The sequence below is a fragment of the Micromonospora sp. ZG13 genome (assembly GCF_059359355.1).
Window position 1 is genome coordinate 30209 of sequence record NZ_JCADBQ010000006.1, and the last position, 25295, is coordinate 55503.

The following is a 25295-nucleotide window of genomic DNA, read 5'->3' on the forward strand; positions in this document are numbered from 1 at the left end:
GACACCCGGTCGGCGGACGGCCTGACTCCCACGGTCAGGCCGGGGTGGGCCGGCCAACCGGCCGACGCAGCGGGGCAGCCGGCCCACCCCACCACACCCGGATACGCACCGGGCGCGAAAACGCCCGAAAAACCGGCCACCACGGGATCACGTGCGAGGCCGTAACGGAGTAACGTACGTCACCGGAGAGGCCGCTCCCCCCGTGGCGGCCTCTCCCTTACTTTCCCGCCGGCTCCACCGGTGCAGTGGCCGGCACGACCGGGTGACGCAGCCCCGGATGGCCGGCCGGCAGCGACCGGCGCACCACCACCCAGCTCACCGCGAGCACCGCCGCCACCAGCGGCCAGGACAACGCGACCCGGGCCACCGTCAGCGCGACCACCTGACCGCCGAGCCACAGCGGCAGGAACACCGCCACCCGCAGCACGTAGGACAGCGCCCACACCCAGCTGCCCCGGCCGTACGCCCGCAGCAGCGCCGGATCCCGGCGCCACCGGGTCTTCTGGCCGAGCGCGGCGCCCACCACCACCCCGAGCAGCGGCCAGCGCACCACGATGCTGACCACCCAGGCGAGCGTGCTCGCCGCGTTGGACAACAACTGGACCAGGAAGAAGTCCTCGGCGCGACCGGTGCGCAACGCGACCAGCGCCGCCACGCAGACGGCCAGCAGCCCGATCAGCACCGAACGCGGCCGGCCGCCCCGGTGCAGCCGCCAGCCGGCCAGCGCCGCGCCGGTGAGCACCGCCGCGCCCACCCCGCCCCACAGCGAGTGCCCGCCGAGCAGCCAGCCGAGTGCGAACGCCACCGGCGGCAGGCTGGCGTCGATCGCGCCCCGGCGACCGCCGAGCAGGTCAGCGAGCGTCTCCGGCCGGTCCGCCGGGGCCGCCGCACGCTCCGGTGTACGCCTCACCGCACCCTCCTCACGTCCGCCACCAACCTAGCCGTCCCCGACCGGCAGGCCACCCGCCGACCGGGGGGCGCCTGCCGCTACGGTGTGCGGGTGCGAGCGACGCCGAGGGGTTGGACCGCGGTCTGGTTGGTCGTCCTGGCGATCGTCCAGGCGGCGGCCTTCATCGCGGTGTGGCGGGTCGCCGTGCACGTCGAGATCGGCCAGTGGGTCGACACCGTCGCCCTGACCGGCAACCGGATCGGGCAGGATCGCATCGACGGTCCGGTGGACCGGATCCTCAACGCCATGTCGGTCGTCTCGCTGCTGGCGGCCACCGCGGTGATCGGCTTCATCGCCCTGATCCGCGGCCGGGTCGCGCTGGCCGTCACGGCGACCCTGCTGATCGCCGGTGCCAACGCCACCACCCAGCTGCTCAAGTACGGCCTGACCCGGCCCGACTTCGGTATCGACCCCGAACGGATCTACGCCGGCAACAGCCTGCCCAGCGGGCACGCCACCGTCGCGGCGTCCGTCGCGGTGGCCCTGGTGCTCGTCCTGCCCCGCACGGTACGGGTCTTCGGCGCGTTCCTCGGCGCCGGCTACGCCGCGATCGCCGGGGTCGCCACCCTCTCCGCCGGCTGGCACCGGCCCAGCGACGCCGTGGCCGCGTTCCTGATCGTCGGGGTCTGGGCGGCGCTGGCCGGGCTGGTACTGCTGATCACCCAGCGGGAGCAGGCGCAGGTGGAGTCGGCCGACGCGCACCGCGTCGCCGCGACGGTGCTCGGCGTCGGCGGCGCCCTGGCGGTGGTGGCCTGCGGGTTCGCCCTCGCCTGGCTGGTCGACCTGCGCGGCGACCCGCCCGTGCTGCCCGCCGAGCTGGCCCGCCGGCCGCTGCTCGTCGGCTACTCGGGCAGCGCCGCCGGGATCGTCGGCACGATGGGCGTGGTGATGGCACTGGTGCTCGCCGCCGTGCACCGGCTGGTGCCCCGGGTCAAGGGCTGACGCCTCAACGGGAGTAGGTGCCCACCATCGTGCCGCTCGCGACGTCCCGCTGCACGAGCAGCCGGTGCACCTCGTCGGCCTGCGGCGCCCCGGGCAGCTCCAACGGTCGGTCCAGGGCGTAGAGCCGGAAGAAGTACCGGTGCGGATCGTCGCCCCGCGGCGGGTGCGGACCGCCCCACCCGGTCGTGCCGAAGCCGTTGGGCCACTCGCGGCCGCCCAGGGGCACGCCCCCCTCCGGCGAGCCGGCGGCGCTCGGCGCGATCCCGGTGACCAGCCAGTGCAGGAACGGCGTCTTCCCCGCGTCCGGGTCCTCGACGAGCAGGACCAGCTCGGCCACCGACTCCGGCACCTGCGCCCACTCCAGCGGCGGCGACACGTTGCCGCCCTCCTTCGAGAAGCGGCTCGGCAGCATGTCGTGGTCGTTGAACGCGGTGCTGCGCAGCATGATCCCGGCCATCCTGGCGCTCCTCTCGTCGGCCCGCCGCGCGTACCCGCCGGGCGGGCCCCGAAACGGCCCGCGCCGGGTGTGAGAGGGTCGGACGGGCGTACGGGACGGGGAGGGGACCGTGGAGGGCGTACGGGCGGCGTTCCGGGACGAGTGCGAGCGCCTCGGCGAGGTGCTGCGCGGTGTCGACGAGGCGGATCTCGACCGCCCGACCGACTGCCGGCCGTGGACCGCACGCGAACTGCTGGCCCACGTACGCACCGGTGCGGGCCGGCTGGTCGACATGCTCGCCGCGCCGGCCCCGGGTGAGGCGCGGATCGACGCCGCCGCCTACTTCGGCGCCGCCAAGTTCACCCCGCCCGTGGACGCCGCCCGCGTCGACGCCGGCCGGCGGGAGGCCCGGGAACTCGACGGCGCGGCCCTGGTGGCCGACTTCGGCCGGGCCTGGCGCGCCGCCCTCGACGCCGTCGACGCCGCACCGCCGGACCGGGTGGTACGCACCCGGCACGGCGACGCGATGGCGCTCGGCGAGTTCCTGGGTACCCGCGTCGTGGAGGTCGGCGTGCACGGCCTGGACCTGGCGGCGGCGCTCGGGCGGCGGCCGTGGCTGACGCCCACCGCGGCGCAGGTCGTCGCCGACCTGCTCACCGGCGGGCGGCCGGTCCCGGCCGCGCTCGGCTGGGACCGGCTCACGCTGATCCGCAAGGCGACCGGCCGGGCCGCCCTCACGGCCCGCGAGCGGGCCGTCGTCGACGCCGCCGGCTTCCGCTGGCTCTCCTTCGGCGGCTGATCCGGGCAGGGCCCCGATCCCGGCCCCGGGTACGCCGCCCCGCCAGGCCCGGACCGGCACGGCCCGGCGCGGGTCAGGCGTCGGCGGCGAGCGGGTCAGGCGCCGGACGCGGGGCGGGCACGTGCGGCACGGCCTTGCGCAGGTGGTCCAGCACGACCGGGTCGATGCGGCCGGGCACCAGGCGCTCCTCCAGGTTCTCCAGGCCCGCCCAGGAGAAGAGCGCCTCCTCCGGGCCCGCCGGATCGACCGGATGCCCGAGCGCGCTCAGCAGCGCGCCGACCTCGGCGGCGACCGCGCCCGTCAGGTCGAGCAGGGTGGCCGGGTCGGGCCGGGTGAACAGCAGGGTGTGCACCGCGAGCAGCCGCCCCAGCTCGGCGACCGGGTCGGGATGGTCGTCGACCCGCAGGTCGACCAGGACGTCGCCGGTGCCGTCGTAGCCGCCGCCGCGCTCGACCACGACCAGCCCGGCGCTCTGCCGGCCGCGCCGGTCGCCGCCGGCCTGGTCCCCGGCGCGCAGCGCGGCCAGCAGCCGGTCGGCGAACGGCAGCGCGGCCCCGCCCAGCCAGGCGTCGCGGACCGCGTCGATGACCTGCGGACCGACCAGGATGTTGCCCTGCGCGGCCCAGCCGTCCCCGGACTGGCCGCCGGCCCAGGGGTGGCAGGCGGGGCCGGTCCAGGTGGCGCCGGTGCCGGTGGCGGCGACCACACCGAGCTGGCGATGGTCGCGGTCCGGGTCGGCGGCGACCAGCCCGGCCACCACGTCGGCGGCAGCGACGCCGGTGCGCAGCAGCGCCAGCCCCTGCGGCCGGTAGGCGAGGTTGACGTGGGCCTGGGTGGCGAGCGCGCCGACCTCGGCCTCGGCGGCCGGGACCAGCGCGCCGGCGGCCAGGAACCTGCTGGCCACGACGACGCCGTGGCGGCGGCCGTCGGCCGAGCGGGCGACGAGCGAGAAGGTCACGCTGTGGAGCCTAGTTCCAGCGGAACAGCAACCCGGCGACGCCCGCACCGACGACTGCGGTGATCGCCAGGCCCGCCAGGTTCGACGCGTCGACCGAAGCCCCCGCCCAGGCGCTGGAGAGTGCCTCGACGGTGGCGCCGAACGGCAGCCACGAGGCGACCCGGGCCACCGGTTCCGGCAGGGAGGAGGTGCCGCCGAACAACCCGCCGAGGGCCCCGAGGGCGAAGAAGGCGACCAGGCCGATGGCGACCGCCGAGTTCGGGGTGGGCGCCACCGAGGCGACGATCATGCCCAGCCCGTACATCGCGGCCACCGAGAGCCCGGCCACGGCGAGCGCCATGCCGACGTCGGCCGGCGGACGGGCGCCGAAGCCGACGACGGCGACGGCGTACGCCAGCCCGATCCCCACCATCACCTGCACCAGGCTCACCACCATCTGGGCGACGAGCACCATCGCCGGCGACGCCGGGGTGACCGCGAGCCGCCGCAGCAGCCCGCTGCGGCGGTAGTAGGCCAGGAAGCTCGGCATGTTCACGATGCCGATCGTGGCGAGGACGATGGTGAAGACCAGCGGAAGGACGAAGAGGTCCAGCGCGGAGCGCCCGTCGGCGACCTCCTGGTCCCCGGCGGCAGCGGCGTTCATGACCAGGATCAACAGCGGCAGCCCTATCGGTACGACCAGCCCGGCCGTGTCCCGGACGACCATCTTCGCCTCGCACCCGATCAGGGTCAGCCACGAGCCCACCCCGGGCCGCCGTGCGGTCATTTCGCTCATGCGTACTCCTCCGTGACGAGTTCCTTGCCGGTGAGGCGGACGAACGCCTCCTCCAGGTTCGCGACGCCGGCCCGGGCGACCAGCCCGGCCGGTGTGTCCAGGGCGACGATCCGGCCGGCGTCGAGCAGCACGACCCGGTCGCAGAGCCGTTGGACCTCGTCCATCGCGTGGCTGACCAGCAGCACGGTCTCGTCGCGCAGCCCCTCCACACCCGCCCACATGCGTCTGCGGGCGCGGGGATCCAGCCCGGTGGTGAGTTCGTCGAGGATCACCACCCGCGGGCGGCCGACCAGGGCGAGAGCGATGGAGAGGCGCTGCTGCTGGCCGCCGGAGAGCTTCTCGAACCGCGTCCTGGTCTGCCCCCGCAGCTCGACCAGGTCGAGCAGTTCGTCGGCGGGCCGCGGGTCGGGGTAGAAGCTGCGGTAGAGGCCGATCAGCTCACCGACGGTCAGGGCCGCGTGCAGCTCGGCCTTCTGCAACTGCACGCCGAGCAGTTGGCGTACGGCGGGGCGGTCGCGGCGCGGGTCCAGGCCGAGCACCCGGACGCTGCCCCGGTCGGGGACCCGCAGGCCGGCGATCAGCTCGATCATCGTCGTCTTGCCGGCGCCGTTGACGCCCAGGACACCCAGCACCTCACCGGGGGCCACCGTCAGGCTGACGTCGTCGACGGCGACGACGTCGCCGTACCTTTTGTGGAGGTTCTCGACCTCGATGGCGGGTTGCGTCATGCTTCCCATGCTGGTCGGTGCCACCCGTCCGCCGCCCGTGCCGGAGGTCAGCCTCTCCGGCCATGACTTTCGGCACCCGAGGCCCGCCGGCCGCGGCGGCTAGGGTGGCCGCATGCGTCGGCTCGGCCTCGATGAGTGGTCCGGCCTGGTGATGCTCGTCGTGTGCGTGGGCGTCGGGTCGCCGGTGATGCTCGGCCTGGTCGACCCCGACATCCCGGCACCGGTGTGGGTGGGGCTGTTCGTGCTCACCCTGGGCGCGGCGCTCGTCGCCGTGGCCGAGGTGGGCCGTCCGGTCCTGAGGTGGGCGGCCTACGGCACGGCGGTGGTCGCCGGCTGGGGCGTGGTCGCGACGGCCCCCCGCGCCGGCATGCTGCCGATCCTGCTGGTGGTGATCGTCGCGCTCGGGCCGGAGGCCGTCCGGCTGCCGGTCAACCTGGTGGTGGTCGCGCTCAACACGGTCGTGATCGCCCTGACCGTCAGCCGGGTCCACGACGGCCCGGTCGAGCCGCTCGCGTCCGGGGTGTTCTACGGGCTGATCCAGATCGCGACGGCGTTCAGCGTCACGGCGGTCCGACGGGAGCAGCAGCACCGTCGGGAGCTCACCCGGGCGCACGTGGATCTGCGGGCGGCCAGCGTGCTGCTGGCCGGGTCCGCCCGCACGGCGGAACGACTGCGCATCTCGCGCGAGCTGCACGATCTGCTCGGCCACCAGCTCACCGTCCTCAGCCTGGAGCTGGAGGCGGCCCGGCACCGGGAGGGCGACCCCGCGCGGGAGCATGTCGAACGGGCCGGCAGGGTGGCCCGGGAGGTGCTCGCCGACGTCCGCGACACCGTCAGCGCGCTGCGCGCCGGGGGCGCCGCCGACCTGGCCGAGGCGCTGCGCGACGTCGGCCGCGACATCCCTGGACTCGCCGTGACGGTCGACGTGGGGGAGGACGTCGAGGCGAACGAGGAACAGGTCGCGGCACTCGTCCGGGCCGTACAGGAGATCATCACCAACACCCTGCGCCACGCCCGTGCGCGCGGGCTGGCGGTCACGGTCGTCCGCCACGGTGACGCGATCCGACTGACCGCCGTCGACGACGGGCAGGGCGCTCGGGACGTGATCCCCGGCAACGGGCTGCGGGGCCTAGCCGAGCGGTTCGCGGCACTGGGCGGGGAGGTCGCGTACGACGGCGGCGCGGGTTTCCGGGTGACCGCCCGGATGCCGGCCCGGTGACCGGCATGGTCCGGCCGGACGCCCCGGGCAGCCGGAACGACCGGAGTACCGGGGTGACCAGGGTCGTCGTGGTCGACGACCAGACGCTGGTCCGGCAGGGCATCCGCACCCTGCTCGAGATGGCCGGCATCGAGGTGGTCGGCGAGGCGGACGACGGCGAGGCGGCCCTGGACGTCATCGACGCGACCCGCCCCGACGTCGTCCTGCTCGACCTGCGCATGCCGCGTCGGGACGGCATCTGGGTCCTTCGACGGCTACGCGAGCGCGAGGCGGACGTACCGGTGCTGGTGCTCACCACCTTCGACGACGAGGCCCTCGTCCTCGACGCCCTCCGGGCGGGAGCGCGGGGCTACCTGCTCAAGGACGTCACGCTGGAGCAGCTGACCCGGGCGGTCGAGACGCTCGCCGCGGGCGGGACGCTCATCGCGGTGTCGATCACCGATCGGCTCCTGCGCGCCATCCGCTCGGCGCCGTCCCCGGTCGGGGTGAGCGCTCCGCCGTCGCAGGAACTCACCGAGCGGGAGCTGGACGTGTTGCGACTGGTCGCCGAGGGCTACACGAACCGGGAGATCGCCGGCCTGCTCTTCCTCGCCGAGGGGACGGTCAAGAACCACGTGTCGGCGATCCTGCTCAAGCTCGGCGCCCGGGACCGCACCAACGCGGTGCTGCGGGCGCTGCACGAGGGCGTCCTGAGGTAGCGCCGACCGAGTCTCGTCCGTCGTCGCGTCCGGGCCGACGGTCGCCCCACCGCGTTAGTCGGCTGGCTTCGATGGATGTGGGATCCTCAACGGGATCTTGCTCTGCGGCCCGGCGAGCGGGCACCATCGACCGATGACGACGCGATGGGGCATGACCGTGCCGCTGGACGGCATCCCGCTCGCCGAGCACGCCGCGATCTACGCGGCCCTCGACGGGGCCGGCTTCACCGACGTGTGGTCCTCGGAGGTCAACGGGGCCGACGCGTTCACCCCGCTGGCGCTCGCCGCCGCCTGGCAGCCCCGGCTGCGCCTGGGCACCGCGATCACGCCGGTCTTCACCCGGGGTCCGGGTCTGCTGGCGATGAGCGCGGCGGCGCTGGCCGACGCCGCCCCCGGCCGGTTCGCGCTCGGCATCGGCGCGTCCTCGCCGGTCGTGGTCGGCAACTGGAACGCCGTGCCCTTCGACCAGCCGTTCCGGCGCACCCGCGACGTGCTGCGGTTCCTGCGCGCGGCGCTGGCCGGGGAGACCGTGGACGAGGAGTACGACACCTTCGCCGTGCGCCGCTTCACCCTGGACCGCAGGCCCGCCGTGCCGCCGCCGCTGCTGCTCGCCGCGCTGCGCCCCGGCATGCTGCGGCTGGCCGGCGCCGAGGCCGACGGCGTCATCCTCAACTGGCTCGCCGCCACCGACGTGCCCCGGGCGCTCGCCGAGGTGGGCCAGCGGCGCCCCGGCTTCGAGGTGGTCGCGCGGATCTTCGTCTGTCCGACCGAGGACGCCGCGCACGCCCGCGCCCTGGGCCGCCGGCTGATCACCAGCTACCTCACCGTCCCGGCGTACGCCGAGTTCCACCGCTGGCTGGGCCGGGAGGGGGTGCTCGGGCCGATGTGGCAGGCCTGGGCCGCCGGGGACCGGCGCGGCGCGGGTGCGGCGGTGCCCGACGAGGTCGTCGACGCGCTGGTGCTGCACGGCTCGCCGGAGCACTGCCGAGAGCAGGTCCGCCGCTACGCCGACGCCGGCGTGGACGTACCGGTGCTGGCCCTGCTGCCCACCCCCGAGCTCGCCGCCGGTGGCGCGGCGGCGCTGGGGGACCTGATCACGCGCCTGGGTGGGGGTGGGTCGCGGTGAACCTGACCGACCGGGTGGTGGTGATCACCGGCGGGGCCGGGGGGATCGGCTCGGCCCTGGCCCGCCGCTTCGCCGCCGAGGGTGCCGCCGCCGTGGTGGTGGCCGACCTCGACGCCGACGCGGCCCGCGCGGTGGCCGACGGCCTCGGCCCGGTCGCCCACGCCGTCGGGCTGGACGTCACCGACGAGGAGCGGGTCCGCGCGCTGGTCGCCGACACCGAGCAGCGGTACGGGCGCATCGACCTGTTCTGCGCCAACGCGGGCGTCACCTCCGGCGGGGGGATGGAGGTCGACGACGCGGGCTGGGACCGTGCCTGGCGGGTCAACGTGCTCTCCCACGTCTACGCGGCCCGCGCGGTGCTGCCGGCGATGCTCGCCCGGGGCGGCGGCTACCTGCTGCACACCTGCTCGGCGGCGGGCGTGCTGACCTCGGTCGGCGACGCCCCGTACGCGACGACCAAGCACGCCGCCGTGGGCTTCGCCGAATGGCTCTCGGTCACCTACCGCGACCAGGGCGTCCGGATCAGCGCGCTGTGCCCGCAGGGCGTGGACACGCCGATGCTCGCCGACGGGCTGGCCGCCGGTCACCTGGGCGCCCGCGTCGTGGCCGCCTCCGGCGCGGTGCTCACCGGCGACCAGGTCGCCGACGCGGTGGTCGCCGGCCTCGCCGAGGAACGCTTCCTGATCCTTCCGCACCCCGAGGTGGCCGACTACGCCCGCCGCAAGGCCGAGGACCCGGACGGCTGGCAGTCCGGTCTGCGCAAACTCGTCCGCCGCCTGCGTTCCTGAACCCGGCCGCGCGGATCGCCGCCGCACCGCGTGCGGGGCGCTGTCGCGTGGCGCTAGAAGCTGCTGACGAGCTTGACGAACGCGTCGTCGATCTTCGCCGGGTCGCGGGCGTCGAACGCCTTGCCCGCGGACGCCTTGGCGATCCGGTCCAGCGTCCCGAAATCGGACTTCTCATCGAAGGCGATGCAGAAGATCTTGATCGGTCGTTCCGGATCCAACGCGACATCCTCCAGCAGCCGGGCGAGGTTGTTGTCCTTGGTGTACTCGTTCGTGCCGTCGGTCAGCACGACCACCGCGTTGATCCGGGACTGGTCGTAGTGATCGAGCATGTGCCGGTGTGCCGCCCGTACGGTGGCGTACAGCGCGGTGCCGCCCTCGACGTGGAGATTGTCGATCTCTCTGGTGAGTGACTTCTGGTCGAAGGGTGACAGCCGGACCTCCTCGCTGTACGGCGACTTCGGCCGCTGCTGGGTCTCGGACGAGAACGACCAGAGCGCGACCTTGTCCTCGGAGTTCAGGAGGCCGAAGCCCTTGGTGGCGGCCCTGGTCGCCACCTGGAACCTGGTCCGGTCACCGATCTTCGCGTTCATCGACCCGGACGTGTCGACGGCCACGAGGATGTTGGCCTTCTTCCGGAGCGTGCCCCAGCCGGTGAGGATCGCCTTGACCACGGTGGGATCCGGCGGGTCGAAGTAGGTGAGGTTCTCGGCCCCCCGCCCGCCGACGGCGGCGATCAGCGGGCCGGCCGCGTTCCGCTCGTGGTCGCGGAACCCGTGCCGGCTGAAGCTCTGCTGCTGCGGCGGCTCCTGGAGGAACTTCAGGAAGTCGGCGGCGGCGTCGCGTTGCTCCGGGCTGGCCGAGGGAAGCACCACGTACGGGTGGTCGAGGTTGAACGTGCCTTCCTTCGGATAGATCGCGACCAGCGGGACCCTCGGCTTCTCGCCCGGGGTCGGGCTCAGCTTCCCCTCGTTGTACTGGTAGACCAGTTCTTCCTGTGTCACCACGGCGCTCATGTCCGTCGGTGCCGCCGTGTCGGCGCTGGACAGGTCCGCCTCGGCGCGGTCCTTCAACAGGTCCACGATGTCGTCGCTGTAGTGGGACACGTTGGCCTCGATGCGGCGGACGAACTGGGTCACCGCCGGATTCGCGACGTCGCTCTCGGTTAGGTCGCTGGCCCGGTTGATGGCCGCGTAGTAGCTCGCGATCGTGGCCGCCAGTCCGGAGGTGGACAGGTTCGGGTTGACCTTGCCGAAGCTGAACCGTCCCCAGTCGGGGCGACCGAAGGTGGCCCAGCCCGTGCGCCCGGACGAGCCCAGGACCTCACCCCAGCCGAGTGGACCCTGTTGCTGGAGGTGCTTCCCCTTCGGCTGCGGCATCGCGATCACCAGCGGGCTGTTCGCGATCGACGGGTACCGGCCGGGGGTCTGCGCCGGGCGTCCGGCGGCCTCGTCCAGCAACTTCAACTGCCCGGTCCACAGGCTCGACGTCGGCAACCACACCTGCGGCCGTGGCAGGTTGGGCTGCTTGACCGCCCAGTCGCCGGCCAGCGCGTCCGTCGACGCACCGGAGGCGAGTCCGTGCACGGTCACCATGGCGCACCGGCCGCCGGCTCGCCGATCGCTCTTGTTGTAGCGTTCTGCCAGCTCGCCGAGTAGCACGTCCTTCTCGATCGACGAGCTGACCTCCAGCGGCGTGCACCCGACGTCCGCCGCCGGCCGGGCGATCAGGTAGGCCGCCGCGATGACCGCGGATCCGGCCACGATGGCCGCGGCGTACGGCAGCCACGGCCGGGCAGTCGGTCGACCTGAAACCATCTGGTCCCTCCAGGGGTGCGGTGGTGGCGTCGGCGATGGCCTGCCGGGGCGGCCGCTATCCGGCAGGCGTGTCCGTCCCTGCCCCGGTGGACGACGCCTCGGCCGCCCACGCCCGGCCGCCCGATGGGCTGGCAGGGCCCCGCCGTGCGCGGATCACACGGACCCAGCGGCGTGGTGCCCGGCATCGCTGCCCCTGTCAGCCCAGCCATCGTGACTCCACCGAAGCCTTGACGAGCCGCGCCGAGGCGACGGACGACAGAGGTATGGTGTCACGGCTCGGCGGCACGAAAGCCACTCGCCTTCGGCGTGTCGTGTCGTCTCGCAGTACGACCGGAAGTAACGACGGCGGTGGATTCGTCGCGCAAGAGGGCGTGAGTGGCTCGTCCGCCAGCAGCCGGTCGCGGGGCTGACGCCGCAGCGCCGCTCACAGTCGGACGATCTGACCCACGCGTGCCGGCGTACGGCTGGCGGGAACCTCCAGCCAGGCGCGCTCCAGGGCGTCGGGCCCGGATCCGGTGCGGACGGGCCTGCTACGGCCGTCGGTGGGGGTGCGGTTTTCCGCACCCCGGCGGTTGCGGTCTAACCGCTGAGGCCGGCGGTCGACCTCATGGTCCGGGCCGTAACGAGTTCATAGCGTCATCAGCATGATCCGTTTGTGGCACGTGTCGATGCACGCTGGCCGGTTGGCCGAGGAGTCTGATCCGTCGCAGGGCGGTCTGGTCGGGTTGGTGACCGAGCTGACGGAGCGGCTCGGCGCCCCCGGTGTCGGCCTGGCGGTCGCGTTGGAGAACCTGTTCCCGCCGATCCCGAGCGAGGTGATCCTGCCGTTGGCGGGGTTCACCGCCGCGCAGGGCAGGATGAACCTGTTCGCCGCGATCCTCTGGAGCACGATCGGTTCGGTGGCGGGCGCGGTGGCGCTGTACTACGTCGGCGTGGCGCTCGGGCGGGACCGGGTCCACGCCATCGCGGCACGGCTGCCGTTGGTCAAGGTCAGCGACATCGACCGGACGGAGACGTGGTTCGCCCGGCACGGGGTGAAGACCGTCTTCCTCGGGCGCATGATCCCGATCTTCCGCAGCCTCATCTCCATCCCGGCCGGTGTGGAGCGGATGCCGCTCGCCACGTTCCTGCTCTACACCACGTTGGGCAGTCTGATCTGGAACACCCTGTTCGTGATGGCCGGCTACCTGCTCGGGGAGAACTGGCACGCCGTCGAGCCGTACGTCGGGACGTTCCAGAACGTCGTCATCGTGGCCTGCGCGCTCGCCGTCGGGTACTTCGTCGTCTCCCGGCTGGTCAGGACGCGCCGTCCGCGACCGGCGGCGGGGAACGAGGTGGAGGCGGACAGGTGCGGACCGTACGGGCCGGTCGCACCTGTGGAGCCGTACGGTCACTCCGGCGTCCCGGCGCGAACCGTACGCGGCACGGTGTACGGAACCCCGCGCCGGTCGGAGGACGGCCGATGACGGGCGTGGGCAACCCCGCACCGGCGGGTCGCCGCCGACGGCATGCCGTCCGCGTGCCGTTCACCACGCGGGTCGGTCGGTGGAGCGCCAACCATCCCTGGCTCGCGATCACGGCCTGGCTGTGTTTCGTGGTGGCCAGCGTGGTCGGTGGCAGCCTGGTCGGCACGGTGAAGGCCACCACGCAGGACAGCCTGCACGGGGAACTGGCCCGCGCGGACCGCATCGAACAGGCCGGCGCGTTCCCCGCCGCCCCGGCAGTGGAGAGTGTCCTGATCACGGCGCGGACCGGCGAGCTCGATCTCGAAGGTGCCCGGGCGGTGGCGGCCGGCCTGTCGACGCAGCTGCGCACGATGCCCGAGGTGGCGAGGGTCGCTGACCCGGTCACCTCCCCCAACCGCGACGCGGTGCTGGTCGAGGTCGAGATGACCGGTGTGGCGAAGGACGCCGACGCGCGGGTCGGACCGCTGCTGGAGGCCATCGGGCGGGCGCAGCAGCGGCATCCCGACCTGTGGGTGGAACAGGTGGGGTCGGCGTCGCTGTCGAAGGCGCTGACCGAGACGCTGGCGGCGGACTTCGTCAAGGCGGAGCTGATCAGCGTGCCGGTGGCGCTGGTGATCCTGCTGTTCAGCTTCGGCGCGTTGATCGCCGCCGGAGTGCCCGTCGTGCTGGCGTTGTCGGCCGTGGCCGGCGCCATGGGACTCGCGCAGTTCGCCTCGCACATCTTCCCGGCCGGGGAACTGGTCAGCAGCATCATCCTGCTGATCGGCCTGGCGGTCGGCGTCGACTACTCCCTGTTCTACCTGCGCCGCGAGCGGGAGGAACGAGCACGTGGGCGTGACCATCGCAGCGCGGTCGAGATCGCAGCCGCCACCTCGGGGCACGCGGTCCTCGTCTCCGGCGTCGCCGTCATGGTCGCCATGGCCAGCCTGTTCCTGGTCGGCGACAACGCGTTCAGCTCGATGGCGACCGGCTCGATCCTGGTCGTCGGGGTGGCGGTGATCGGATCCCTCACCGTCCTACCGGCCATCCTCGTCATCCTCGGGCGATGGGTGGACCGGCCACGGGTGCCCTTCCTGGGGCGGCGGATCCAGAGGGCGGAACGCAGCCGCTTCTGGGCGGTGGTCCTGCGTCCGGCGCTGCGCGCGCCGCTGCCGACGTTCGTAACCTCCGTCGGCGTGCTGGTCGTCGTCGCCATCCCCGCACTGGAGATGAACCTCAAGCGGCCGACCTCCACCGACCTGCCCCGCTCGATCCCGATCCTGCGCACCTACGACCGCCTGGCGCAGGCGTTCCCGGGCAACGACCTGGGCACCAGCCACGTCGTCGCGATCCGTACCGACGCCGCGGGCGGGCCGGCTGTCGAGCGGGAGATCGCCGAGCTCGCCGCGCGGATCGAGGGGGACAGCCGGTTCGCCCAGGACCGCCCCCCGACGGTGCGCAGGTCCGCCGACGGCAGGGTCTTCCTGGCCACCGTGCGCGTTGCGGGCGCCAGCGACAGCAGCGACGCGACGCTGTCGCTGCGACGGCTGCGCGACGAACTGGTGCCGCAGACGGTCGGCACCGTCGCGGGCACGGAGTGGGCGGTGGCCGGGCGTACGGCGAGCGATGCCGACTTCCGCGACCGCATGGCGGCGGCGCTGCCGCCGGTCGTCGCGTTCGTGTTCGGCATGGCGTTCCTGGTCATGCTCGTCACGTTCCGGTCGGTGGTGGTGGCGTTGACCTCGATCCTGCTCAACACGATCTCGGTGGCCGCCTCGTACGGGCTGCTGGTGCTGGTCTTCCAGCACACCTGGGCGGAGGACCTGCTCGGGTTCACCTCCAACGGCGCGGTCGTGTCCTGGCTGCCGCTGATGCTGTTCGTGATCCTCTTCGGGCTCTCGATGGACTACCACGTGTTCGTGGTGAGCCGCATCCGCGAGGCGGTCCAGCGCGGCGTACCGACCCGGCAGGCGATCGAGCAGGGCATCGTCTCGTCGGCGTCCACGGTCAGCAGTGCCGCGATCATCATGGTCGCCGTCTTCTGCATCTTCGCGACCCTGTCGATCGTCGAGTTCAAGCAACTCGGCGTGGGGCTCGCCGCCGCGATCCTGATCGACGCCACCATCATCCGCGCGGTCGTCCTGCCGTCACTCATGCGACTGCTCGGCGAGGCGAACTGGTGGGCCCCGCGATTCCTCACCCGCCGCCGCAGGAGCGATGTCACATCGCGCGACAGCGACGCCGACACGCAGGTCATCATGGTCGCCGGTGACCGGTAGCCAGGGTGGGCGGGCGGACCCGCGGGTGCACGCGACCGCCCGCCACCGAACGGGACGACACGAGCTACGGAGGGAGGCAACGTGCCAGAGCGCGAGGCGTACGGTCGGTGGTCGTGGATCGAGGCCGTGGCCCGCAGGGGCCGGCCGGTGGCGGGCGTGGCGGTCGGTGTCCTGACCGCCGGGGCCGAGTTGCTGTTCCTGCTCCTCGCCGGGCTCGCCATGGTCGCGGTCTCGCCGGCGTCGGCGGCGCGCCACCGCGTCGGCGCCACCACCCTCCGGTACGCCCGAGGCTTCGCCGGGTGGGAGCGGCGCCGCCTGGCCGCCATCGCCCTGGAACCAACCCCGCCACCGGTCCGGGCGAGCGGACCGCGGGTTCTCGGCTATCTCGCCGCCCGGCTCCTGCCGGCGGCGCTCGGCGCGCTCACCGTCGGCCTGCTCGTGGTCGGTGCCGTGCTCGCCGCCATCGTGGTGCGGTCCTTCGTGGCGGGCACCATGACCCTGGCCGGTTTCCTGTCGCAGGGGCTCATCGGGGCAGCCCTGCTGGTCGTGAACCTCCAGGCGATGGCCAGCGTGGCCACACTGGACCGGTGGCTGGCCCGCAGCCTGCTCGAATCCCACACGCGCCAGGCGTTGCAGCGGCGGATCAGCGAACTGGCGGTCAGCCGGGCCGGCGTCATCGCCGCGGTCGACGCCGAGCGCCAGCGCATCGAACGCGACCTGCACGACGGGCTGCAACAACGCCTCGTCGCCCTCGGCATGCTGCTCGGGCGGGCACGCCGCAGCCGCGACCCCGACAAGGCGCGCGCACTTCTCGCCCAGGCGCACGAGGACGCCCAACGCGCCATCGACGAGCTGCGGGACGTGGCCTGGCGCGTCTACCCCGCCGCACTCGACCACACCACCCTGGACGAGGTGCTGAGCATGGTGGCGCAACGATCGGCGACCCCCGTCAAGATCAGCTATGACGTGCCCGTCCGGCCCGCCCGACCGATCGAGACCGTGCTGTACTTCGTCGCCTGCGAAGCGATCACCAACGCCACCAAACACGCCCGGGCTACCCTGATCGCCATCGACATCGAGGCGCGGGAGACGACGATCGAGATGCGCCTACACGATGACGGCATCGGCGGCGCCGACCCGCACGGCAGCGGCCTGCAGGGCCTCGCCCGCCGGGTCACCGCGCTCGACGGCCGGTTCGACCTGCACAGCCCACCCGGTGGCCCCACGACGATCCGAGCGGAACTGCCGTGCGCATAGTCCTCGCCGAAGACTCCACCCTGCTGCGCGAAGGGCTGGTCCGCCTCCTCGCCGACGAGGGACACCAGGTGCTGGCCGCCGCCGCGGACGCCGACCAGCTCGTCACCGCCGTCGAACAGCACCGTCCCGACGTCGTCGTCACCGACGTCCGCATGCCGCCCACCAACACCGACGACGGACTGCGGGCCGCGTTGGAGATCCGCCGCCGCTGGCCTGACATCGCCGTGCTCGTCCTGTCCCAGTACGTCGAGAAGCGCTACGCCGCGAAGCTCCTCGCCGACCGGTCCGAAGGCGTCGGCTACGTCCTGAAGGACCGTGTCGCCCAGGTCGAGGACTTCCTCGACGCACTCGACCGCGTCGCCGCCGGTGCCACGGCGCTCGACCCCGAGGTCGTCCGGCAGCTCATGTCCGCCACGAGCCACAGCGACCCGCTCAACCGCCTCACCCCGCGGGAGCGCGACGTGCTGCACCACATGGCTCAGGGGCACACCAACGCCGCCATCGCCGAACGCCTGCACGTGTCGCAGAGCGCGGTCGAGAAGCACATCAACACCATCTTCGACAAGCTCGACCTCTCCCACGTGACCGGCTACAGCCGCCGGGTTCTCGCGATCCTGCACTACCTCGGCAGCTAGTCGTGCAGGTTCGCCGGCCCGTAGCGCGACGGCTGCGTGCGGGCTCGCGCCGCGGCGTCGTTCACAGTCGGACGATCTGACCCACGCGCGGTGGCGTCCGGCCGGCGAGGACCTCCAGCCAGGCGCGCTCCAGGGCGTCGGGCCCGGATCCGGTGCGGACGTCGAGCCACCCGCTCACGACTCCCGTGAACCGTTGCCAGGCGTCGGTGAACCGCTGGTCGAGCCCGTCGCGACCCCAGTCCTGGCGGCGCTTGCGCATCTGCACCGGGGCGAAGAACACCTCCTCGGCGGCGTCGGCGTTCGGGGTCTGGGTGGTGAGCCCGACCGCGATGTCGCGGACGAGCCGGTCGCCGAGGCGCCGCCGCAGGGCCGCGCGGGTGGCGGGCGCCCCCGACAGGTCGAGGTAGACGGTCGGTACGGCGTCGAGGGCGTCGATGTCGTCGTAGGAGACGACGTCGTCGTAGCAGCCGAGGGACCGCGTGAACGCCAGGTTGCCGGGGGAGGTGAGCCCGACCAGGCGCGGGCCGCGACCGTGCAGCTCGAACGCGGCGGCGTACGCGGTCTTGCTGGACGCCGACGACAGCACCAGCGACTGCGCCCCGTAGAAGTCGTTGTCGACGACCTGGTCGGCCAGCATGAAGGAGGTGAAGAACAGCGGCCGGAACAGGACCAGCAGGTCCTCCTGGCCTTCCCGGTATGCCGGGTCGCCGGTGGTCGCCCGGTACGCGTTGTACGGCGAGGGCAGGTCGGCCCGGTGCCCGCTCGCGTCGCGGAACCCGGAGGCGTCCACCCGGTCCGGCCGGACCACCAGGTGGCCCGCCGGCGGGAGGTAGCCGTAGACGCGCTGCCCGGCCGTGACCCCGTCGACCGTCGACTCGACCACCTCGGCGAAGCCCCACAGTGGCGGCAGTCCCCACTGCGGTCCGAGTCCACGGGGGCCGGGCGGGAAGAACTGCCAGTACCGCATCGAGTCGCCGAGCACCGCGTAGGTGACGTTGTTGGCGGTGAGGCCGACGCGGTCGACCCGCAGCAGTGCCTCGCCGTCGGTGAGGGCGGGCGTCGCGCCCTCGACGAGGGTGGTCCGGCTGAGGTCGTCACGAGCGACGGCGAAGGTCCAGGAAGCAGGCATGGGCCGACGCTAAGCAGACCGCAGCGCCGAGACAAGTGCACTGTGAGTGCAAAATCCCACTCGCCGGCCGGGTTGACGGAGCACCGGTTCAGCGGGACCAGCGCAGGGGACCGGGGCGCACCGACCAGAGGAGCCGGCGCCACCAGGGCCGGGCGGCGCGCAGCGCGGCGACGTAGTCGCCGGCCGTCGTGGCGGCCCGCGCGGCCTGCTCCGCCGTGGCGGTGCCCGGGGCGAACGCCGTCCGGTTGAGCAGCCCCGCCAGCTCCTCGACGTCCGCCCCGACGGGGAGCACGGCGCGGGCGCGGGCGGCGACCTCGGAGGCGGAGAGGTCCCCGCCGACCGGGTGACCGGCCAGGCGCAGCGCGTCGGTGACCTCCCGCCAGGCGCCGGCGATTCGCTGGCCGGGGTCGCCCCGCTCCAGCCGCCCCCGGGTCAGCGACCGGCGCATCAGCAGCAGCGCGAGCAGCGCGGCCACGACCAGCAGCAGCATGCCGCCCGTACCGCCGCCGACCAGCAGCGCCGTCGACGGCCCGGCGTCGGCCGGCCCGCCCGGCGCGGCCACCGGCTCGGGCGACGCCGTCGGCTCGACCGTCGGCTCCGGCACCTCCGACGGGGGCGGGTCCTCCGGCGCGGGGCGGAAGTCCTCCTCCACCGGGCGCGGCTCCTCGTCGGGCCGGGGCAGCGGGTCGAACGGCACCCAGCCGAGCCCCTCGAAGAGCACCTCCGGCCACGCGTACGCGTCGCCGGCCCGGACGGGACCGTCGCCGGCGGCGCGGAAGCCCACCACCACCCGGGTCGGCAGCCCGGTCAGGCGGCCCAGTACGGCGAACGCCGCCGCGAACTGCTCGGAGGTGCCCCGTTGCCCGCCGGCGTTGCGGGGTCCGAAGAGGAAGAAGGTCAGGTTCGGGTACGCGTGCCCGCTGGGCGCGTCGGCGACGAGGCGGTAGTGCTCGGCGAGGAACTGCTCCACGGCGGCGGCCCGCGCGTACGGGGCGCCGTTGGACTCGGCGAGCTGGGCGGCGAGGCGGCGCAGCGGATCGGGCGCCCCGTCGGCGACCCGCAGCACCCGGGCCACCTCCTCGCCGGCCGGTACGTCCGCCGTGGCGAGCAGGTTGGCGTCCGGCGTCTCCAGCGCCGACGTCACGCTGTAGCGCAGCCCGGGGGTCAGGCCCTCCGGGCGGATCAGCGTCCCGGTCGTGGGGTCGTACGCGACCCGTGCGCCGGTGACCTGGCGTGGGGTGGCGACGGCGGGCAGCAGCCGGCCGCTGAGCCCGGCGACGGTGATCTCCTGCCGTACCGTCTCCACGGTGCTGTCGGGCGCCGGCGCCGTCACGGGCAGGATCCGCCCCGCGTTGCGGTACGTCGCGCCGACGCGCCAGGTCACCCCGTCGTAGTCGCTGAGCACCGCCAGCCGGATCGGCACCGGGCGTCCGGCGGCGCCCGGCCCGCCGTCCGGGGCGGGCGCGGAACCCGGCGGGCCCGGGCGCTGCGTGCGTACGTCGAGCAGCTGCTGCCCGGGGTTCAGCGCCCAGCCGGAGATGCGGATGAGCGGGTTCTCGTCGAGGGTCTCCACCTGCGGCGGCTCGACGTAGCGCCGGGGATCCACCGGCCGGCCGTCGACCTGGCCGGCGACCAGCGGAGCGAGCAGCGCGACCAGCCCGAGCACCACCGCGAGGCCGGCGGCGGAGGCGGCGGCGAGCCGGGCGCGGACGGCCGCGCGGACCGCCGGGGCCAGCCCGGCGGCCGTGTCGGCACCGGCCGCGCCGCGCGCCGGCACCGCCAGCCCGAGCACCGCCACGGCCACGAGGGCCAGCGTCGGCCCGATCGCCGGATCGGCGTTCGGGCCGACGACGTAGAGCGCGGCGGCGTAGAGCAGCACCGGCGGCAGGTAGCCGAGCAGCACCCGGCCCGCCCGCATCGCCACCTCCGCTCCGGCGAGGCCGGCCAGCCACGCGGCGACCAGCGGCACCAGCACCGTGTCGGGGGTCGGCTCCACCGGGATCATCGCCGTCAGCAGCCGGGGGATGCCGTTCGCGGCGGCGTCCGCGGTCACCTCGGCCAGGCCCCCGGGCAGCTCGGCCCGGGTCGCGGTGAGCCGCAGCGACCAGGCCGTCCAGCCCACCATCGCGAGCACCGAGACGGGCGCGACCAGCCACGAGGGCAGCCGGCGGGCCGCCACGCTGACGAGCACCGAGCCGACCGCCGCGCCGAGCACCAGCCAGGTCAGCAGCGGCCCGGCGTACACCCGGCCGAGCACCGCGCCGGCCAGGCCGATCATCGCGACCAGCGCCAGCGGCACCGGGACCGCCCGCAGCGCCCTCCCCACCGCCCGCGCCGCCCCGGCGGCCCCACCGCCACCTGCCGCCCCGGCGGCCCCACCGCCACCTGCCGGCCCGGCGGCCCCACCGCCACCGCCACCTGCCGGCCCGGCGGTGTCCGTCGCGACGCCGCCGGTGCTCCGCCCTGCCGGACCGTCGGGAACGCCCCCGGCCACCGTCACCACCTGCGCACCCCGTCCCACTCGGCGGCGAACGCCGCCCCGTCGGCGGCGTCGATCACCACCAGGCCGGCCGCGCCCGACGGTGCCGGCTCCGTCGCCCCGAAGACCCCCACGACCACCGACGGGTACGCGGCCCGCAGCGCCCCCACCGCGCCCAGGTCGTCGCGGCCGCCCGGCCCGGTGAGGAAGACCAGCGTGTCGCCGAGCCGCTCCCGGCGCAGCCGGGCGGTGGTGGGTTGAAGGTCGCCCGCGTCGGCGAGTTCCGCCGCCGCGAGCCGGTCCAGCGGCCCCTGCGCCGCCGCGTCGCCACCCGCCGACGTGTCGTCCGACTCCCGGGCGACCAGCAGCAGCACCACCGGCAGGGCCTCGCGGTACGCGGCGACCAGCACCGACGCGGCGGCCTCGCACGCCGACTCGAACGACTCGGCGACCCCGTCGACGCGCTGCGGGTGGGCCGCCGCCCGGTTGTCCAGCAGCACCACGATCCGGGGCAGGCTGGTGTCCACGTTCTCCCGCACCATCAGCTCGCCCACCCGGGCGCTGGTCCGCCAGTGCACCCGGCGCAGCTCGTCGCCGACCACGTACTCACGCAGCGAGTCGAAGGTGATCGACCCGTGCGGCACCTTGTCCACCCGGCCGTCCAGGCTGCGCCCCGCGCCCGTGGGCACCGCGTTCAGCGGGTGCACGCGTGGGTGCACCCAGACCGGCACCGTGCCGCCGTACGGGCGGGACAGCGCCACCAGGCCCAGCGGGTCGCGCCGGGTCACCCGCAGCGGCCCCACCGGCACCACGCCACGTCGGGAGGTCGGCACCTCGTAGCGGACGGTGCTGTCGCGGCCCGGCCGCAGCCGCAGCAGCGGCACCGGAACCGACCGGCCCCCGCAGCGGTCCTCGGCCACCAGGCTCGCCGCCCGCAGCCGCCCCGCGTTGCGCACCGTCAGGGTCATCATCGCCGGTTCGCCGCGCGCCACCCGGTCCGGATCCGCGCTGCGGGTCACCTCCAGGCGGGGTCGCCAGGCCGCGGTCAGCGCGGCGTAGCCGACGGCGATGCCGGCCGCCGCACCGAGCAGCGTCAGCTCCGGGTACGCGAAGCGGAAGCCGACGCCGAGCAGTACGACGGCGGCGACGAGCAGCCCGAAGCATCGGGCGGTGAGCGCGGACACCGGCGTCGCCGGTCAGCCCTGGGCCGGGGCCGGCTGGCCCGAGGGGAGCGGCACGGGCACCGAGGCGACGGCCTGGCGCAGCACCTCGGCGGCGCTCACCCCGCGTACCTGCGCGTCGGGGGTGAGCAGCAGCCGGTGCGCGAAGACCGGCTCGGTCAGCGTCTTCAGATCCTCCGGCATGATCCAGCCGCGCCCGTCGATCAGCGCGTACGCGCACGCCGCCCGCGTCAGCGCGATCACGCCCCGGGGGCTGACGCCGACGCGCACCTGCGGGTGGTTGCGGGTGGCCGCGGCCAGCCGCACCGCGTACGCGTAGAGCGGCTCGGCGATGTGCACCCGGCGGGCCATGCGCACCATCTCCCCGACGGTGGCCGTGTCGGTGACCGCCGTCAGCGCCTCGGGGGAGCGGACCGTCGCGCCGCGCAGGACCTCCACCTCGACGGCCTCGTCGGGGTAGCCGACGGAGAGCTTCACGAGGAACCGGTCGAGCTGGGCCTCGGGCAGCCGGTAGGTGCCGTCCATCTCCACCGGGTTCTGGGTGGCCACCACCAGGAACGGCTGCGGCACCGGGTGCCGGACGCCGTCGACGGTGACGGTGCGCTCCTCCATCACCTCCAGCAGCGCCGACTGGGTCTTCGGCGACGCCCGGTTGATCTCGTCGGCGATGACGATGTTGGCGAAGACCGGCCCCGGGTGGAACTCGAAGCCCCGGGTGGCCTGGTTGAAGATCGTCACCCCGGACACGTCGGAGGGCAGCAGGTCGGGGGTGAACTGGATGCGCCGCCACTGCCCCTTCACCGTCGCCGCGACGGCCCGGGCCAGGGTGGTCTTGCCGACCCCCGGTACGTCCTCCAGCAGTACGTGCCCCTGGGCGAAGAGCGCGGTCAGCGCGAGCCGGACCACCTGGGGCTTGCCCAGCACCACCGCGTTGACGTTCTCGGCCAGCCGGGCGGCGAGAGCGGCGAAGCCCTGCACCTCCGGCTGGGTGAGCGGTTCTGGGGTGTTCACGGCGGTGGTGCTCCTTGCCTGGGTGGGTCAGCAGGTGGGCAGATCCTTGATGTCGTCGCCGCCCTCCAGGTTCAGCCAGGCCCAGGGGATGTAGTTGCGTCCCTTGTAGTCGACCTGCACCCACCAGGTGCTCTGCTTCTGGTCGTTGTAGATCCAGGAGTCGACGTTCTCGCCCGACTTCTTGCAGTACGCCTTGAGCCGGGTGCCGGGCTTGGCCCAGCCGACCTGCCGGTCGTTGTCCTGGCGGGGCACCGAGAATATCTCGTTGCCGTTGCGGCCGTCGACGTCCTTGTCGCAGTACGTCCGTTGGTCGCCGTCAGGCCCGTTGCGGCAGGTCGCGATGCCGTAGAGGGCGCCGGTGGCCTGGGCGCGGGTGGCGGTGCCCTCGCCTGCGGCGTTGCTCGCCGTCACGGTGAACGTGTACTTCGTGCCCGGCGTCAGGCCCGTCATCGTGATGCTGGAGCAGCTCCCGGTCTTCGCCGGCTCGCCGCCGGTGCTCAGTGAGCAGGTCGCCTTGCCGCCCCCGGCGTCCACGGTGAACGTCACCGTCGCCGAGGTGGCGGTGGCCGAGGAGCCCGTCACGGTGACGCGGGGCTCGGCCACCGTACGGGCCGTGGTGGTGGCCTCCGGGCCGGGGCCGGCCTCGTTGACCGCCCGCACCTTCACGGTGACGTTCTGGCCGTTGCCCAGCCCGTCCACCGTGGCCTGCGTGTCGGTCACCTCGCTGCTGCGCCCGCCCACGTCCACCACGTACTTCGTCACGGGGCGACCGTTCGCCGCCGCCGGGGACCACCGCACCGCCACGGCGCCCGGCCGGTCGGCCACGGTGCTCGCCCGCAGCTCGCCCGGGCGCTCCGGCGCCGCGTACGGCACGACGGTGTTGCTCACCGGCGAGGCCGCCGAGCCGGCGCCCCGGTCGTTGACCGCAACCACCGTGAACGCGTACTGCGTGCCGTACTCCAGCTCGCCCGCCGGCACCACCAGCTCGGTCCGCCGGGACTCGCCGGCGGGGGCGTTGGTGCCCGCCGACGTGGCCGTGACCACGTACTTCGCGATCCTGTTGCCCTGCCCGTTCGCGGCCGGCCACTTCACCAGCACCGTGCCGTCGGGGCGCTCCTGGGCGGTGACGGCGGCCGGCGGGTCCGGCACGGCGGCCGTGGGCGTCACCGGGTTGCTGGTGCGCGCGGGACCGTCGCCCTTCGCGTTGACCGCGTGCACCGAGAACCGGTACGTCTCGCCGTTGGTCAGGCCCTTGATCTCCACGGCCCGCTGGTTGGCGCCCACCTGCACGCGCTGGCCCGCGCCCTGCACCACGTACCGGACGATCTCCGCCCCGTTGGCCGGGGCCGGGCGCCAGCTCACCCGGGCCTGCGAGTTGCCGGCGGCGGCGGTGACGCCGCGCGGCGCGCCTGGCTTGCCCACCTCGGGCTTCTTCGGCGGGGGCGGCGGCGGGGGAGCCGGCGGCGGGTCGCCGCCGAGCACGTCGTTGGCGTACTTGTCGACCTCGCGGACCTGGTGCCTGTCGTTCACCACCTGTGCGGTCGCCGAGTCGGGGGCGTTGATGAACAGGTGGTTCTCCCGCACCTCCAGCTCCAGCGGCCCGGTCCCCCGTCCCCGGATGGTGTCGACGAGTTGCCCGCCGGAGTCGAACGCGTAGACCGTGCCGGACGCCTCGTCGGCGCAGTAGTAGCGGCCGGCCCACGCCACGGCCGGGCTGATCTTGTCGCCCGCGCCCGGCACGGTGAACGCGCGTACCGCGCCGTCGTCGTCGACCACGTGCACCCGCCGCTCGCCGGGCACCGTCACGGGCACGTCCGGCCCGCTGGTGCGCGCCGGCAGGGCGCCCGGCGCGGTCATCGTCAGCGGTGTGGTGCGTACCTTGCCGCGCTGCACGGTCACCAGCGTCCCGGCCGTACGGTCGAGCACCGCGACGCCGTCGTCCAGGGTGGAGACCACCAGCTCGTGGCTGGCGTCCGCGACGTCGTACGTCTCGACCTTCTTCGGGCTGAGGCCGGCCCCGGCGGGCGCGGCCGACGCGGGCGCGGACGGCAGCGGCGCGGCGGTGATCGCCGAGACGGTGCCCTCGCTCGGCACCGCGATCCACAGCCGCCCCTCGCCGTCGAAGGACCCGCCGGTGATGCCCGGCGGGTAGCGCACCGGCTCGCCGACCGGCGTCAGCGACCGCGGGTCGAGCTGCCGGACGACGCCCTGCACGGCATCGACGACGAACGCCGCGTCCTCGTGCAGGGCGACGTTGACGCCCAGCCCAGGGGTGGTCCGGGCGGTCGCGGTGATCTGGAGGGTGGCCAGGTCCAGGGAGCTGACCTGCCCGGTGTTCAGGTCCCGCAGGACCAGCAGCCGGTCGGTCTGGGTGACCTGCATCGGGTGCCGGCGGGCACCCGGGACCCCGACCCGGGTGTCGACCCGGGCGGTGATCCCGTTGACGCGGGCCAGCTCGCTGCGCGCCGCGCTCCACAGCCAGGAACTCGCGTCGTGGCTCGCCACCGCGTTGTCCGCCGCGCCGAGCCCGTGCACGGTGAGCCCCATGGCGGCCAGCAGCGCGGCGACCGTCGCGATGGTGACGACCCCGCCGCGCATCCGGCGGGGCCGGGGACGCGGGGGACCGGTGCCGGCGTGCCCGGCGTCG

21 protein-coding genes are annotated in these 25295 nt (G+C 74.3%); 10 read left to right on the top strand and 11 right to left on the bottom strand.

Annotated features, from left to right (window positions below):
- Nucleotides 1-217: 217 nt before the first annotated feature.
- Complete coding sequence (locus AC5L34_RS15005; RefSeq protein WP_494825399.1) at nt 218-910, bottom strand: DUF3159 domain-containing protein; 693 nt, start codon at nt 908-910, stop codon at nt 218-220.
- A gap of 84 nt (nt 911-994) precedes the next feature.
- Here AC5L34_RS15005 and AC5L34_RS15010 point away from each other — a divergent pair, with 84 nt between their 5' ends.
- Nucleotides 995-1891, top strand: a complete 897-nt coding sequence (locus AC5L34_RS15010) for a phosphatase PAP2 family protein (RefSeq protein WP_494825401.1) — start codon at nt 995-997, stop codon at nt 1889-1891.
- 4 nt (nt 1892-1895) lie between these two features.
- Here the strand turns inward: AC5L34_RS15010 and AC5L34_RS15015 are convergent, their stop codons facing one another.
- Complete coding sequence (locus AC5L34_RS15015) at nt 1896-2348, bottom strand: YbhB/YbcL family Raf kinase inhibitor-like protein (RefSeq protein ID WP_494825403.1); 453 nt, start codon at nt 2346-2348, stop codon at nt 1896-1898.
- A 109-nt stretch (nt 2349-2457) separates the two neighbouring features.
- Here AC5L34_RS15015 and AC5L34_RS15020 point away from each other — a divergent pair, with 109 nt between their 5' ends.
- Nucleotides 2458-3126 (top strand): maleylpyruvate isomerase N-terminal domain-containing protein, encoded by a 669-nt coding sequence (locus AC5L34_RS15020; protein WP_494825404.1) that lies wholly within the window; start codon nt 2458-2460, stop codon nt 3124-3126.
- Between the two features lie 73 nt (nt 3127-3199).
- On the opposite strand, the gene AC5L34_RS15025 is transcribed toward AC5L34_RS15020, so the two are convergent.
- Genes AC5L34_RS15025 through AC5L34_RS15035 form a run of 3 tightly spaced genes read right to left on the bottom strand, consistent with a single transcriptional unit; the run spans nt 3200 to nt 5587 of the window.
- Entirely contained in the window at nt 3200-4084 is an 885-nt protein-coding gene (locus tag AC5L34_RS15025; protein WP_494825406.1) for a DUF1028 domain-containing protein, read from the bottom strand.
- A 10-nt stretch (nt 4085-4094) separates the two neighbouring features.
- Nucleotides 4095-4859, bottom strand: a complete 765-nt coding sequence (locus tag AC5L34_RS15030; RefSeq protein ID WP_441175980.1) for an ABC transporter permease — start codon at nt 4857-4859, stop codon at nt 4095-4097.
- Nucleotides 4856-5587: an ABC transporter ATP-binding protein gene (locus AC5L34_RS15035; protein WP_441175979.1), complete on the bottom strand. Its 732-nt coding sequence runs from the start codon at nt 5585-5587 to the stop codon at nt 4856-4858. The genes AC5L34_RS15030 and AC5L34_RS15035 overlap by 4 nt, the downstream gene beginning before the upstream one ends.
- 112 nt (nt 5588-5699) lie before the next feature.
- Here AC5L34_RS15035 and AC5L34_RS15040 point away from each other — a divergent pair, with 112 nt between their 5' ends.
- The 4 genes from AC5L34_RS15040 (at nt 5700) to AC5L34_RS15055 (ending at nt 9418) form a co-directional block, all read left to right on the top strand.
- Nucleotides 5700-6806: a sensor histidine kinase gene (locus AC5L34_RS15040; RefSeq protein WP_494825408.1), complete on the top strand. Its 1107-nt coding sequence runs from the start codon at nt 5700-5702 to the stop codon at nt 6804-6806.
- Nucleotides 6807-6859: 53 nt separating this feature from the next.
- Nucleotides 6860-7504, top strand: a complete 645-nt coding sequence (locus tag AC5L34_RS15045) for a response regulator (protein ID WP_441175977.1) — start codon at nt 6860-6862, stop codon at nt 7502-7504.
- 151 nt (nt 7505-7655) lie between these two features.
- On the top strand, nt 7656-8630 hold the full coding sequence (locus AC5L34_RS15050) for an LLM class F420-dependent oxidoreductase (protein WP_494825762.1): 975 nt from the start codon (nt 7656-7658) through the stop codon (nt 8628-8630).
- Nucleotides 8627-9418: an SDR family oxidoreductase gene (locus AC5L34_RS15055; protein WP_441175976.1), complete on the top strand. Its 792-nt coding sequence runs from the start codon at nt 8627-8629 to the stop codon at nt 9416-9418. The genes AC5L34_RS15050 and AC5L34_RS15055 overlap by 4 nt, the downstream gene beginning before the upstream one ends.
- A 53-nt stretch (nt 9419-9471) precedes the next feature.
- Here AC5L34_RS15055 and AC5L34_RS15060 read toward each other — a convergent pair whose 3' ends face one another.
- Entirely contained in the window at nt 9472-11232 is a 1761-nt protein-coding gene (locus AC5L34_RS15060; protein WP_441175975.1) for a substrate-binding and vWA domain-containing protein, read from the bottom strand.
- 644 nt (nt 11233-11876) lie between these two features.
- Between AC5L34_RS15060 and AC5L34_RS15065 the strand changes: the two genes are divergently transcribed.
- The 4 genes from AC5L34_RS15065 (at nt 11877) to AC5L34_RS15080 (ending at nt 16848) form a co-directional block, all read left to right on the top strand.
- The gene (locus AC5L34_RS15065) at nt 11877-12698 is read left to right on the top strand and encodes a DedA family protein (protein WP_441175974.1); all 822 of its coding nucleotides are present in this window, start codon (nt 11877-11879) and stop codon (nt 12696-12698) included.
- 53 nt (nt 12699-12751) lie between these two features.
- Nucleotides 12752-14956 carry an MMPL family transporter gene (locus AC5L34_RS15070; protein WP_441175973.1) on the top strand — a complete coding sequence of 735 codons (2205 nt, stop codon included), beginning with the start codon at nt 12752-12754 and terminating at the stop codon, nt 14954-14956.
- A gap of 81 nt (nt 14957-15037) precedes the next feature.
- Entirely contained in the window at nt 15038-16213 is a 1176-nt protein-coding gene (locus tag AC5L34_RS15075) for a sensor histidine kinase (protein WP_441175972.1), read from the top strand.
- The gene (locus AC5L34_RS15080; protein WP_441175971.1) at nt 16204-16848 is read left to right on the top strand and encodes a response regulator; all 645 of its coding nucleotides are present in this window, start codon (nt 16204-16206) and stop codon (nt 16846-16848) included. Before AC5L34_RS15075 ends, AC5L34_RS15080 begins: the two co-directional genes overlap by 10 nt.
- Nucleotides 16849-16909: 61 nt before the next feature.
- Here the strand turns inward: AC5L34_RS15080 and AC5L34_RS15085 are convergent, their stop codons facing one another.
- From AC5L34_RS15085 to AC5L34_RS15105, 5 genes are all read right to left on the bottom strand, one after another.
- A complete protein-coding gene (locus tag AC5L34_RS15085) occupies nt 16910-17977 on the bottom strand; it encodes a DUF2855 family protein (protein ID WP_441175970.1) in 1068 nt (355 codons plus the stop codon).
- 88 nt (nt 17978-18065) lie between these two features.
- Nucleotides 18066-20303: a transglutaminaseTgpA domain-containing protein gene (locus tag AC5L34_RS15090; protein WP_441175969.1), complete on the bottom strand. Its 2238-nt coding sequence runs from the start codon at nt 20301-20303 to the stop codon at nt 18066-18068.
- Between the two features lie 170 nt (nt 20304-20473).
- Nucleotides 20474-21640, bottom strand: coding sequence for a DUF58 domain-containing protein (locus AC5L34_RS15095; RefSeq protein WP_441175968.1), 1167 nt, complete (start codon nt 21638-21640; stop codon nt 20474-20476).
- A 12-nt stretch (nt 21641-21652) separates the two neighbouring features.
- Entirely contained in the window at nt 21653-22648 is a 996-nt protein-coding gene (locus AC5L34_RS15100) for an AAA family ATPase (protein ID WP_494825413.1), read from the bottom strand.
- Nucleotides 22649-22675: 27 nt separating this feature from the next.
- Entirely contained in the window at nt 22676-25246 is a 2571-nt protein-coding gene (locus AC5L34_RS15105; RefSeq protein ID WP_494825764.1) for a fibronectin type III domain-containing protein, read from the bottom strand.
- Between the last annotated feature and the right edge of the window lie 49 nt (nt 25247-25295).